11 protein-coding genes and 1 pseudogene are annotated in these 13,365 nt (G+C 46.5%); 6 read left to right on the top strand and 6 right to left on the bottom strand.

From position 1 onward, the window contains the following. The first annotated feature begins 31 nt into the window (after positions 1-31). The 3 genes from DWY57_RS01220 (at position 32) to DWY57_RS01210 (ending at position 3,140) form a co-directional block, all read left to right on the top strand. Complete coding sequence (locus tag DWY57_RS01220) at positions 32-1,051, top strand: branched-chain amino acid aminotransferase (RefSeq protein ID WP_016273137.1); 1,020 nt, start codon at positions 32-34, stop codon at positions 1,049-1,051. 155 nt (positions 1,052-1,206) lie between these two features. After that, complete coding sequence (gene trmB / locus DWY57_RS01215) at positions 1,207-1,965, top strand: tRNA (guanosine(46)-N7)-methyltransferase TrmB (RefSeq protein ID WP_117600806.1); 759 nt, start codon at positions 1,207-1,209, stop codon at positions 1,963-1,965. Between the two features lie 74 nt (positions 1,966-2,039). Next, the gene (locus DWY57_RS01210; protein WP_119961227.1) at positions 2,040-3,140 is read left to right on the top strand and encodes an Mrp/NBP35 family ATP-binding protein; all 1,101 of its coding nucleotides are present in this window, start codon (positions 2,040-2,042) and stop codon (positions 3,138-3,140) included. 92 nt (positions 3,141-3,232) lie between these two features. Here DWY57_RS01210 and DWY57_RS01205 read toward each other — a convergent pair whose 3' ends face one another. Both DWY57_RS01205 and DWY57_RS01200 read right to left on the bottom strand, forming a co-directional pair. Continuing rightward, a complete protein-coding gene (locus tag DWY57_RS01205) occupies positions 3,233-5,302 on the bottom strand; it encodes a M56 family metallopeptidase (protein WP_117600808.1) in 2,070 nt (689 codons plus the stop codon). Positions 5,303-5,304: 2 nt separating this feature from the next. After that, positions 5,305-5,667: a BlaI/MecI/CopY family transcriptional regulator gene (locus tag DWY57_RS01200; protein ID WP_005829755.1), complete on the bottom strand. Its 363-nt coding sequence runs from the start codon at positions 5,665-5,667 to the stop codon at positions 5,305-5,307. 206 nt (positions 5,668-5,873) lie between these two features. Between DWY57_RS01200 and DWY57_RS01195 the strand changes: the two genes are divergently transcribed. Next, the gene (locus DWY57_RS01195) at positions 5,874-7,412 is read left to right on the top strand and encodes a Gfo/Idh/MocA family oxidoreductase (protein ID WP_119961226.1); all 1,539 of its coding nucleotides are present in this window, start codon (positions 5,874-5,876) and stop codon (positions 7,410-7,412) included. Positions 7,413-7,478: 66 nt separating this feature from the next. On the opposite strand, the gene DWY57_RS01190 is transcribed toward DWY57_RS01195, so the two are convergent. Next, entirely contained in the window at positions 7,479-9,380 is a 1,902-nt protein-coding gene (locus DWY57_RS01190) for a TlpA disulfide reductase family protein (protein ID WP_119961225.1), read from the bottom strand. 146 nt (positions 9,381-9,526) lie between these two features. On the opposite strand from DWY57_RS01190, the gene DWY57_RS01185 reads away from it, so the two are divergent. Then, positions 9,527-10,594: an SGNH/GDSL hydrolase family protein gene (locus DWY57_RS01185; protein WP_119961224.1), complete on the top strand. Its 1,068-nt coding sequence runs from the start codon at positions 9,527-9,529 to the stop codon at positions 10,592-10,594. 401 nt (positions 10,595-10,995) lie between these two features. Next, a complete protein-coding gene (locus tag DWY57_RS01180; RefSeq protein WP_119961223.1) occupies positions 10,996-12,225 on the top strand; it encodes a site-specific integrase in 1,230 nt (409 codons plus the stop codon). Positions 12,226-12,289: 64 nt separating this feature from the next. Here DWY57_RS01180 and DWY57_RS01175 read toward each other — a convergent pair whose 3' ends face one another. The 3 genes and pseudogenes from DWY57_RS01175 to DWY57_RS21200 form a co-directional block, all read right to left on the bottom strand. Then, positions 12,290-12,592 carry a helix-turn-helix domain-containing protein gene (locus DWY57_RS01175; RefSeq protein ID WP_119961222.1) on the bottom strand — a complete coding sequence of 101 codons (303 nt, stop codon included), beginning with the start codon at positions 12,590-12,592 and terminating at the stop codon, positions 12,290-12,292. Positions 12,593-12,595: 3 nt separating this feature from the next. Continuing rightward, complete coding sequence (locus DWY57_RS01170; RefSeq protein ID WP_119961221.1) at positions 12,596-12,760, bottom strand: helix-turn-helix domain-containing protein; 165 nt, start codon at positions 12,758-12,760, stop codon at positions 12,596-12,598. Positions 12,761-13,180: 420 nt separating this feature from the next. Continuing rightward, positions 13,181-13,297: pseudogene (locus tag DWY57_RS21200) on the bottom strand (DUF6047 family protein); the annotation flags it as partial. Positions 13,298-13,365 lie beyond the last annotated feature (68 nt).

Here is a 13,365-nt window from a genome sequence, read left to right as displayed (position 1 = left end):
TACGTAATAGAAGTAACTAATACTTTGAGATATGAAAGAACTTGATTGGGCTAATCTGCCGTTCGGATACATGAAGACAGATTACAATGTGAGAATTTACTATCGTAACGAACAATGGGGCGAACTGGAAGTTTGCAGTGAGGAAACCATTCCTATGCATATGGCTGCCACTTGTTTGCACTACGGTCAGGAAGCGTTTGAGGGTTTGAAGGCTTTCCGTGGCAAAGACGGTAAAGTGCGTATCTTCCGTTTGGAAGAGAATGCAGCCCGCCTGCAATCCACTTGCCGTGGCATCTTGATGCCGGAACTTTCTACAGAGCGTTTCAAAGAAGCTATTCTGAAGGTGGTGAAGCTGAACGAGCGTTTCATTCCGCCTTATGAATCGGGTGCTTCTCTGTATATCCGTCCGTTGCTGGTGGGTACCGGTGCACAAGTAGGCGTACATCCTGCCAGCGAATATCTGTTTGTGGTGTTCGTGACCCCGGTAGGTCCTTACTTTAAGGGTGGATTCTCAACCAATCCGTATGTCATTATCCGCGAATTCGACCGTGCTGCTCCATTGGGTACCGGTACTTATAAAGTAGGTGGTAACTATGCAGCCAGTTTGCGTGCCAACAAGAAAGCGCACGATTTGGGTTATGCCTGCGAGTTCTATCTGGATGCCAAGGAAAAGAAATACATGGACGAATGTGGTGCTGCCAACTTCTTTGGTATCAAGGACAATACGTATATCACTCCGAAATCTACTTCCATCTTGCCCTCCATCACCAACAAGAGCCTGATGCAGCTGGCAGAGGATATGGGTATGAAGGTAGAGCGTCGTCCGGTTCCTGAAGAAGAATTGCTGACTTTCGAGGAAGCGGGTGCCTGCGGTACAGCTGCCGTTATCAGCCCCATCGAACGTATTGACGACGTAGAGAACGGCAAGTCATACGTTATTTCCAAAGATGGAAAACCGGGACCGGTATGTACGAAGCTTTACAACAAGCTGCGTGCCATCCAGTATGGTGACGAGCCAGATACTCATGGTTGGGTAACGATCGTTGAATAATACGGTAATGTCTATCGTATAAGACTTGCCGGGACTTTGTTTTTATACTTTTAGGCACGGATTGCGCGGAAAACACGGATAGATTTAAGAGAAACCGTGAAAATCCGTGCAATCCGTGCTTAAAATAATATGTTTTATGTTTCAATACTTCTTAAATGGGAAAAAACAAGTTAGAGAAGTTTGCCGATATGGCGAGTTATCCGCATGTTTTCGAGTATCCGTATTCCGCGGTAGATAATGTGCCGTTTGACATGAAAGGAAATTGGCACGGGCAGTTTTTCAAAAATGACCATCCTATTGTCCTGGAACTGGGCTGTGGTAGGGGAGAATATACTGTCGGATTGGGACGCATGTTTCCCGACAAGAACTTCATCGGAGTGGATATAAAGGGAGCCCGTATGTGGACGGGAGCTACCGAGTCGCTGCAATCGGGCATGAAGAATGTGGCCTTTCTGCGTACGAATATCGAAATCATCGACCGTTTTTTTGCTTCGGATGAAGTGAGTGAGATCTGGCTTACTTTCTCGGACCCGCAGATGAAGAAGGCTACCAAAAGGCTTACTTCCACTTATTTCATGGAGCGCTACCGCAAGTTCCTGAAGAATGACGGTATCGTTCATCTGAAGACGGACAGCAACTTCATGTTTACCTATACCCGGTACATGATTGAAAGAAACCGGTTGCCGGTGGATGTGATGACGGAAGACTTATATCACTCCGGCATGGCTGATGAGATACTCAGCATCAAGACCTATTATGAACAACAATGGCTGGATCGTGGTTTGAATATCAAGTACATCAAGTTCCATCTTCCGCAAGAGGGTGAGTTGCAGGAGCCGGATGTGGAGATAGAGCTGGATGAGTATCGCAGTTATAACCGTAGCAAGCGTAGTGGACTGCAAACCAGTAAATGATGTGAATCAGTGGTTAAAACTACTGCTGATTCGCATAAAAATAGTAAATAGTAAATCGTCAAATAGTAAATACAATGACATTATATCCAAAATTAATCCTTGATGCATTGGCAACAGTGCGTTATCCCGGCACTGGAAAGAGTCTTGTTGAGGCTGAGATGGTGGCCGATAACATGCGGATTGAAGGGATGAAGGTCAGCTTCTCGCTGACATTTGAGAAACCGACCGATCCTTTCATGAAGTCGATGGTGAAAGCTGCCGAGACGGCTGTACATACGTATGTTTCTCCCGAGGTGGAGGTTGTGATTACGACTGAAAGCCGTCAGGCGGCACGTCCGGAAGTGGGTAAGCTATTACCTCAGGTGAAGAATGTTATCGGAGTGTCTTCCGGAAAAGGTGGGGTAGGCAAGTCCACGGTTGCTGCCAACCTTGCCGTGTCTTTGGCAAAGTTGGGTTATAAGGTGGGTCTGCTGGATGCTGATATCTTCGGACCTTCCGTTCCTAAGATGTTCCAAGTGGAAGATGCCCGTCCGGTGGCGGAGAACATTGGTGGACGTGATTTAATTGTTCCGATAGAGAAGTATGGTATCAAGCTGCTTTCCATCGGTTTCTTTGTCGATCCCGATCAGGCCACCTTGTGGCGCGGAGGTATGGCAAGCAATGCTTTAAAGCAATTGATTGGTGATGCCGACTGGGGAGAACTGGATTATTTCCTTATTGACCTTCCTCCCGGAACGAGTGACATTCACTTGACTGTGGTGCAGACATTGGCGCTGACGGGGGCTATCGTTGTCAGCACGCCGCAGGCTGTGGCGCTGGCAGATGCACGCAAAGGCATCAATATGTTCACCAATGACAAAGTGAATGTGCCTATTCTCGGTTTGGTAGAGAATATGGCTTGGTTTACACCTGCCGAACTGCCGGAGAATAAATACTATATTTTCGGTAAAGAAGGAGCCAAGAGGTTGGCGGAAGAGATGAATGTACCGTTGCTGGGGCAGATACCTATTGTACAGAGCATCTGTGAGAGTGGTGATAAGGGCACTCCGGTTGCTTTGGATGAGAATACGGTGACCGGGCGTGCGTTCCTGCAACTGGCTGCCGCCGTAGTCCGCCAGGTAGACCGCAGAAATATGGAAATGGCACCGACACGGATTGTGGAAGTGCATAAATAAACATGGATATTTCCTTTATGAAAAAGGAGCAATTGCCCGTCGCCGGGTAACTGCTTCTTTTTCATTTAAACTTGTTTGGAGAGAGAATTAGTTTATTTAGTTGGAGTAACAGTGGCGTTCTGAACAGCAGGACTCTTTTCCGGTTCTTGCAGACGGAACATGATGGGAACTGTATATTTTACATTTACAGCTTGTCCTCTTTGCATGCCGGGCTTCCACTTAGGCATAATGGTAGTCAGGCGGATTGCTTCGGCATCCAGCAGAGGGTCGGCACTGCGGAGAACTCTGGGATTGATGATGTTGCCCTCTGTATTTACGATAAACTGTATGGTAACTCTTCCCTGAATCTTAGCTTGCTGTGCAGCTGCCGGATATTTGATGTTTTTGCTGATGAATTCCATCATTGCGGGCATACCGCCGGGATATTCGGGCATTTGTTCTACAACTTCAAAAATGGTTCCCTCCTCCGGTACCGTTGTACCTTCCGGAGCATAACCCACTACCACCAGTTCATTTATTTTGTTTTCAATGGGAGCATACTTCACCGGGATCTTGTCTTCTGTCAATCGGAACATTACTGGTACCGTAAATCTTACGCGTACTGCTTCTCCGCGTTGTGTACCGGGTTTCCATTTAGGCATGGCACTGACTACGCGCACGGCTTCTTTGTCCAATTCAGGGTCAACGCCACGCAGTATTTTTACATTGGTAATACTTCCATCCTTCTCCACAACAAATTGCACGATACCCCGTCCTTGTATACCTTTCTTCATAGCTGCTTCCGGATATTTGATGTTCTTGCTCAAGTATTCCATCAGTGCAGGCATACCTCCACCAGTGAATTCGGGCATATGCTCTACTACCTCGAAAATCGGATTGTCTGGAGTTCCCGGGTCGCTTTGCATGACTTCATTCCATTTCTCATTGTAAACGATTGTCCAATTCGTTTTGTTTTCTTTGGGTAATCTTTCATCAGTGAAAGAGATGCCTTTCTTTTTGTTTCCGTCTTGATATAAGAATAATAATTTTGCTTTGGGAGAGGCTTTGAATTCAAAACTTCCATCGGCTTGGGTAGTGACTTCGGTAGGAGTAGAATTAGGAACACTTAGTATTTTCACACCTTGTATTGGCTTTCCATCCTTGTCCACTACCTTTCCTTTGTAAGTCACGGTTTTCGTGTCTTGTTCCGGTTGGGGAGCTACTTGAGGGTCTTGAACTTCCGGTGCCGGTTGTTCGGTTTGGGGATCTACAGCTTCTATGACTTCCACCGCAATCTTCTTTGTGGTACGCGCTACGGTTTCGATATTGCTGACAATCATAAGTAAGGCCGCTAAAGGAAGGAACATCAAATATTTGGTTCTTCCTATTTCTTTGGTTCTCTTTTTGTTCATCATCTTGATGCGTTTTTTTAGAGGTAAAACATTGAAACTGTTATAGATGGTTACTGCAGCCTTTTGATGTGACAATCCTAACAAATGGTATTGATAGGTTTTGGAGTCATAGCCGTTTTCCAATACGCGGGCGTCGGCCATATATTCCAGATTGGTACGGATTTCCCGTTTCATGAGCCAGGCAAATGGATTACACCAGCAGAAAATGCACACCAGTTCACTGATGATGACATCAATGGAGTGCCATTGCCGGGCATGTGTCTGCTCATGGGTCAATATTTCGTTGAACTCCTCTTCCGTATGCGAGGACGGGTGGATAAAAATCCAGTGGAAAAAAGAGAAAGGCCCGTCTGCTTTGGGAAGTAGATGTATACTTGTGTTGCCTATTTGTATCTTGCGGCATCGGCATGTTAGGCGGATGATGCCTGCCAGTTGCATGATGAGGCGTATCATCAGCAATGCCACTATTCCCCAATAGGCGATATTGGCATATTCTGAAAGGATGCTTTTCCAGTCGGTCGGAGCCACTTCTGTGCCTACTGTGAGTTCCGGTAGCACAACGCTGGCATAGAGATCTGCCATGGCCACCATCGGTTCCTGCTCCGTAATCCACGTTTGTATGTTCAGCAAAGGTACGGCAGCGGAAACGGCAAAGAAACAAAGCAGTGCGGTTCTGCGCCAGCCGAAAAATGTGTCTTTGTAGAAGAACAGCCGATAGAATGCATAAAACAGTACTATCGCTACATTCACTTTCAGAAAATAGGCTAACATGTTTACTCCTTTCCTTTCTCTATCATATCTATAATGTCTTTCAGGTCATTGGCCGAAATCTTCTGGTCTTTGGCGAAGAACGAAACCATTTCCTTATAAGAATTTTCAAAGTAGTTGCGCACAAAACCGCTCATAAAGGTACGTTTGTATTCGCTTTCGCGTATAAGCGGGGTATACTGGTAGGTATTGCCTACACGTGCGGCACGGATATATTGCTTGCGCTCCAGGTTTTTCACAATAGATGCTACTGTTGTGTAGGGAGGCGCCGGTTTGGGATATTTGGCAACAATGTCTTTTACGAAGCAACTGCCCAGTTCCCAAATGTACAACATTGCTTCTTCTTCTTGTATCGTTAACTTTTCCATGGATAAAGTATTTAAATGAATTCAATACAAATCTACGAATATTTCGTAAACTGGCATCAAACAGTGAGTTAATTAATCTAAATGCGTTTACTGTATGTATATTCTTTTGTCTGATTGAAAAGAACATGGCTGTTGATAATCTTCTTTTGGTTAAGATTGTCTATCTTTGTTGCAATTAATTCTTTTACCTTAAATAAAGCAGAAATATGGGAACAGTTAAATCGTTGTTGCTGGGAATGTGCTTCGTATTGGGTGCATGCACAAGCCAGACTTCTACTGTGCAAACCACAGAGAAGGGAACTCAATGGGAATGGCAAAATGGTACCATTGTTGTCAAGACTCCCGAGCGTCCGGAAGGACAAAAGAGTGTATTGGGACTGACTACTCCGAAGCTGGAGGCAGTGCGTGTGGGTTTTGTTGGTTTGGGGATGCGTGGTCCCGGAGCAGTGGAGCGTTTCACTTATATTCCGGGTACGCAGGTAGTGGCTCTTTGTGATTATGAAGAGGCCCGTGCAGATAAATGTCAGGAGCTCTTGAAGAAGGCATCCATGCCCAAAGCCGCCGTCTATTCCGGTGACAAGGGATACGAGGAACTTTGCAAGCGTGATGATATAGACTTGGTTTATATTGCTGCGGACTGGCTGCATCACTTCCCCGTTGCCAAATGTGCGCTGGAGAACGGAAAGAATGTAGCGATAGAAGTGCCTTCGGCCATGAACCTGCAGGAATGCTGGGATTTGATTAACTTGAGTGAGTCTACCCGCAAGCATTGCTTCATCTTGGAGAACTGTTGCTATGACTGGTTCGAGATGAATACGCTGAACATGGCGCAGCATGGCGTATTCGGTGAAGTTATCCGTGCACAAGGTGCTTATATACATAACTTGAGCCCGTTTTGGGACTATTACTGGAAGAATGGAGAAAATGACAAGTTGGGCTGGCGTTTGGACTACAACATGAAGCATCGCGGTGACGTGTATGCCACTCACGGCCTTGGTCCGGTGGCGCAAGCACTGGATATTCACCGTGGTGACCGTATGGAAACGCTGGTAGCCATGGACACCAAGTCTGTGGTGGGCAAGGAGTTGGTAGAGAAAAGAACCGGCGAGGAGTGCAAGGAATTCCGTAACGGTGACCATACCACGACCATGATTCGTACAGCCAATGGAAAGGTGATTGAGATTCAGCACAATGTAATGACGCCACAACCCTATAACCGTCTGTATCAGCTTACGGGAACCAAGGGATTCGCCAACAAATATCCGGTAGAAGGGTATGCGCTTGACGCTGACCAGCTGAGTGCATCGGGCGTTCAGCCCAAAGTGGATGATTTGAATTCACACGGTTTCCTACCGGAAACGGAGATGGAGGCACTCGTGGAGAAATACCAGCATCCCATTTTGAAGAAGTACGGTGAGATGGCGAAGGAAGTAGGAGGTCATGGTGGCATGGACTTCGTGATGGACAGCCGTCTGGTATATTGCCTGCAGAACGGTCTTCCTTTGGATATGGATGTATACGACCTTGCTGAGTGGTGCTGCCTTGCAGAACTGGGAGAACTTTCCATGGACAACGGTTGTGCGGCTGTGGCATTCCCCGATTTCACCCGTGGTGAATGGAATGTGGTGAAAGGCTACAAGCATGCGTATGCAAGTCCGGAAGAGGAAGCGGCTGCTATGGAGAAGGCAAAGGCATTCACTGCTAAACTGAAGGAGCAGGGAGCCAAGGAATGGGCTGAAAAGTAATAACGGTATACTGATAAAACAAAAAACAGCAGGCCTATCCCTGCTGTTTTTTGTTTTATCAGTTTGTCATTTAGTAACTTTCAATAATTCCTCCTTCATCTTTTCCACTCCCGGGAAACCAGTTTGCCTGAACGTGGTGTTTCCTTCTCGGTCTACAATCAGATAAGTCGGTACCCCTTCTATCTTGAATGCGTCCGAGAGGTATTTCCATTGGGTATCTGTCAGGCGGAAGTGTTCGCCGTGGATGTCGGGAATCATATTCTCCCAGGTCTTCAAGGGGGAGGTTTCACCGGTGATGTACAGATATACAATGTCCTTACCTTTCAGTTCCTCCTTCATGGGGACCATCATCTTGTTTGCCATACGGCATGGACCGCACCAGGTGGCCCAGAAATCTACTAACAATACTTTTCCTTTGAATTTGCTGATGATGGAAGTAAACAACTCTTCGTTGTTGACGTTGGTATCCACTTGGTTGATGGTGTAACCCGTCTTTTTCTTGTTGGCTTCGAGCTGTGCAAGCAACTCGTCATTGGCAGCAGTCAGCATTTCGCGGTATGCGGCGGGCATGGCGGCAACGGTTGCCTTTTGCTCGTCGGTGAGTGGGGTGAAGTTCTTGATACCCCGGTAGAGGGTGACATTACGGGCTATATCGAAGAAGATGCCTTTATCTGTTCCCCATGCTTTGGCCAGTTCCTCGCTCCGTTCTACATTTCTTGGAGCCATTTGTACATACTGGTTGGACAAGACTGCCTGCGGTACATTCAATATGCTCATGTCCTCGTCGGACACGTAGTTGGAGGGCACTTTCCGGGAAAGTTCCTGATAGTAGTTGTTTGCTTCCTCCCGTTTGATGAGATTGGCTTGTAGGGCAGCCGATGTCAAGATGCTGGCAACGGAAGACAGCATGGCATTCGTAGTCAGTTTGTTATTGATGGTCAGAAGTTGTCGGGTAGAAACACTGTAAGGTAACTTGTCTATTGCTTCTTGTGTTTCGCCGGATATTTGGAGTACGTATGTTTTGGCTGCATCAATATCCTTGCCAGCCAGTGCAGCTATGTTTTGATAGAGCTTGTCTTGCATGTTGATGTCGGGGTGGTTTCCGTTCAACTCTTGTGCCACGGTTTCTAGAGGCCCGTTGATGTATACCATTTCTCCATAGGTTTTCCCCTTGCTGTGGAATTTAGACTTGCGTCGGGAAGCTTCGCGTAGATTGACGTATATTTCTGTTGTCTTGCCCGGTTCCATGAAGAACTGGAGCATATGTTCTCTACCCAGATACATGGTACATGGGGTAGTGCCGGGCAACGTTATTTCTTTGGTGAAACTGCCGTCAGGCTGGATGTCGAGTGGTATGTCCATGATGTCTCCTTTGATATTCTCCCACACGGCAATACTGATTGGCATTGCCATATTGGGGCGTGAATCCAGGAGTTTCCCTTTCAGCATGGCTTTTCCATATTGGATGACCGGTTCGGGAAGTTCGGCATTAGGGTCGGTTTTGTGCACTACGGCGTTTTGGGGAAGTGCCAATTCCGGCAGTTTCTTGCTTTTCAGCTGTATTCCCCAGATGCTGAATCCGTTTTCCACCTTTTCGCCTTCGGTGAAGTCGAAGGAGGTAGCATTGTCGGATAGGGGAGGAAAGACCAGTTGGAATTCCGCTTCGCCCGATTCGGGCATCCAAAATTCCTTGCCTGGTGTGATGCCTATGCCGGAACGCAGTTGGTAGGTTTCTCCGTTATTGTCTGTCAGGTAGCTGTCGGGTGCAATCTGTATCCAGTACTTGGGACGATACTTGGCATAGATGTGGAGCACGGTTGCCGTGTCACTGATGACTACTTTGCTCACTTCGATGGAAGTCGTGTTTCTTACGATGAACGGTGGTTGGTCAATCACACGGTTTTTGGCTTGCAGGGTACAGCAGATGCACAGTAGGAAGCCTGCTAAGAGGAAATGGATGTGTTTCATATGAATTGTTTTTTGCGAAAATACGAATGTTTCGTAAAGAAACAAGCATGTGGGAGTTAATTGATGTAAAATGCTTCCATTTCTTCGTTTTTCAAAGAAACCTTGTATCTTTGCCGTCTGATACTTAACACTTAATATCTTGTCATATGAAAACCAGAATTCTTCTGATGGGCTTGTTGTTGGCTGCTGTTGCCGATGCACAGACTGTCTATCATGATGCTTCCGCCTTCCCCCTTTTGGGCAAAGCAACAGAATCTACCCTTACCCGCTATGAGCGTCTGCCGGACTCTCTGCAGAACATCTCCCGCAAGCCTTTGTGGGACTTGGGCCGCAACAGTGCCGGACTTGCCGTGCGCTTCCGTTCCAACTCTACAAGCATTTCCGCCAAATGGGAAGTAAGGAACAATATGAGTATGAACCACATGACGCCTACCGGTATTAAAGGCCTCGACCTCTACTGCCTGCAAGACGGCAAATGGATATTTGCCGGTAGCGGTCGTCCGCAGGGCAAGGTCAGCAAGGCGACTATCGTAAGCAATATGTTGCCCGAGGAGCGCGAATACCTTTTGTACCTTTCTTTATATGACGGGGTTACCTCGCTTTCCATCGGAGTGGATTCCCTATCTGCCATCACTCCACCGGCAGTGGACTTGCCGAAACGTGAGAAGCCGGTAGTATTCTATGGTACCAGCATCTTGCAGGGAGGCTGCGCTTCCCGTCCCGGCATGGCACATACCAATATTCTGGAACGTTGGCTCAATCGTGAGTGTATCAATCTGGGCTTTAGCGGCAATGCCTTGCTCGACCTGGAGATTGCCGATGTCATAGCCGGTGTGGACGCTTCTATGTTTGTCCTCGACTTTGTGCCCAATGCTACCGTGGAGCAAATGAGAGAGCGTGCCGATAAATTCTATACCATTATTCGCAGCAAGCATCCCGATACGCCTGTTCTTTTCGTGGAAGACCCTCTCTTTACCCACTCTCCTTTTGACACCAGGATTGCCAAGGAGGTGAAGGACAAGAATGAGACATTGAATGCCTTTTTTCGTTCTTTGAAGCAACGTGGAGAGAAAAACATCTATTTCCTTTCTTCCCGTGACATTATTGGCCACGACGGGGAGGCTACGGTAGACGGCATTCATTTTACCGATTTGGGCTTTATGAGGTATGCTGAGATACTTTACCCAATATTAGAGAAACACATGCGACCGTAATTAGGTATTACAGCCCCGTTTGTCTGTTTGCTGCCTTGCCGATGCTGTAGGGCAACTATTTGTTTCCTTTAACAAAACAGTCTGTTCCCTTATAGGAAACAGACTGTTTCAATATGGCGAACAAACTGTTTTTCGTGCTTGAAACTGAATATTTCAACAAGATGTACAAAGATAACGCAACCTTGCTAAAAATCAAATAGTTATAAAACACATTTTCTTAGTAAGGTAAGGAAAGGAAGCAAGAAAAAGCATATTTGAGTAAGAGTTAGGTTACCAAATCGTAACTCAGTTCAAATACCTCAAATATGGTTATAATAAGCTATATTACAGTTGTTTGCACATTTTTGCATAACATCAAATAACTCAACAGTAATTAAATTTGTAACTAAAAAAGTTGAGTTATGAAAAGTACATTCAAAGTATTATTTTACGTAAAGAAACAGTCTGTAAAAAACGGAAAGGCACCGGTTATGGGCCGTATCACCATCAATGGAACCCAAGCCGGTTTCAGTTGTAAGAAAGAAGTGTCCCTCGCTTTGTGGGACGTCAAAACCAACCGGGCCAAAGGCAAATCCGAGGAAGCCCGTACACTCAATCAGGAACTTGACAATATCAAGGCGCAAATCACCAGGCACTACCAGTACATCTGCGACCACGACAGTTTTGTCACAGCCAAGAAAGTCTATAACCGCTATGTCGGCTTCTCAGAGGAATGCCACACTCTTATGAACCTTTTCAGGGAACAGCTGGAATCGTATAAAAAGAAAATCGGCATAGAGAAAGCCGAAAGCACTTATCGCGGTCTGGTTGCCGATTACAAGAATCTCCTGCTTTTCATGAAAAGCAAGAAGAATACAGAGGATATTGTCATTGAGGAACTTGAGAAATCATTCATCGAGGATTACTATAACTGGATGCTCGGCACCTGTGCCTTGGCTAACTCCACTGCCTTCGGACGTGTCAATACCCTGAAATGGCTGATGTATATCGCGCAAGAAAAAGGCTGGATACGGGTCCATCCGTTCGCATCATTCGAGTGTATGCCCGAATACAAGAGGCGCTCCTTCCTTTCCGAAGAGGAACTGCAAAGGATAATCCGTATAGAATTGAGATACAAACGCCAGCGTGCCATGCGCGACATGTTCCTGTTCATGTGTTTCACCGGTCTTTCCTACGCAGACCTGAAAACTATAACCTACGCTAATATTCATACTGACTCCGACGGCGGTACATGGCTGATGGGCAACCGTATAAAAACGGGAGTGGCGTATGTCGTAAAATTGTTACCCATTGCCATCGAGCTGATTGAAAAATACCGGGGTACGGATGAAAAGAAAGACTCTCTCGAATGTGTCTTTCCGGTAGGCGAATACAATGCCATGCGGCTCAGTCTTGGAATCATAGGCAGGAAATGCAACTGCCGGGTCGAGGTCACCCCGCACATCGGACGCCACACGTTTGCCGTTCTGGCCATACTCAAGGGAATGCCGTTGGAAACCCTTCAGAAAGTGTTGGGGCATAAGTCCATCCTCTCCACGCAGGTATATGCCGAACTGATTAATCCGAAGGTAGGCGAGGACACCGACAGGATTTGCGAGAAAATCGGTCACGTTTACAAACTTGCCATGTAACATGTCAATAAAAAAGCGTCCGGAAGCCGATAGGCCGAAGGACGCTTTTTTATTACATACTTGTCTATTTTCTGAACCGTCTGAAATCCCTGTAATTCTTTTTCAATACTTCATACAAGGCACTCTCCGGGTAGAGAAGTTTCCCCCCGATAGTGGTATAAGGCACCAGCCTTTCATCCCTCAGCGTCTGCAATGTCCGCCGTGAGATATGCAGCAGGGTGCACACCTCATTCCCCGTCATGTAATGCTCGTCCGCAACCGTCGGGCGTATCCGTGCCGTAGCCTCTTCCACCGCTTTCCCCGCTTTCTTTATCCATCCGGTCAGTTCCTTGAACTCTTCCGAATCCCTTGTGATAATCTCCGCCATGCCTTACTTCCTTTTGATCAGTTCGTTTTCCAGTATCTCCCGAATATCCGTTTCTTGGTAGAAGAATTTTCCCCCTACGTTCGAGTGGGGGATTAGCCCATTATCCCGGTAGTTTTGCAGGCACCGTTTCGATATGCCCAGAGCCAGACATACGTCCTGCGCATCCATTCACTTGTCCGGTGCAGGCGGGGCAATCTTTTTCTGTAAGTCACTCATTTGTACGGCCAGCGTGCTGACCAGCTTTCTCAACTCCTGATACGCGCTTGTTTCAATAATCGTCAATTCCATACTAAAATTCTTTTTAAGTTTCTGAATATGTAGCAAAGTAAAGCACATTTTATATCCTTTTCAAACGGACAGTATCAGAGTCTTCCGCTGGCGTGCATTGGCGTATCTAACGATAAAAGAGAAGAGCTCGTCACTTGCATCCATACGACAACGGAACTTCCTTCTCCTTACTTGTTTTCCATGCCTTCTCCAGCATCACATTATACACATCCCATCTGTTCCGACCCGACAGCTTGTCTTCTATCTTTTCAATTTTCCCGTGATAACTGAACTAATCGGAGGATTCATCAACCACTCCGTCTATCGATAGCTTTTGTCCATGATATACAGCAGTGTCATCCGATCATAATTGTATGGGCTCCGCGTCAGGTTCAGCCCCTTTCCAGCGTCAATCAGCCTATAATAGTTCTCCCATGTGGAGGTAAGATCATAACTTTCATTGTCCGTTACATTTTTTAATACTGACCTGCCTTGAAATGCCTACC

The sequence above is a fragment of the Bacteroides sp. AF25-5LB genome (assembly GCF_003602965.1).
Taxonomy (GTDB): Bacteria; Bacteroidota; Bacteroidia; order Bacteroidales; family Bacteroidaceae; genus Bacteroides; species Bacteroides uniformis.
Note: the sequence above shows the minus strand (reverse complement) of the source record. Positions and strands in the feature narration are given on the sequence as shown.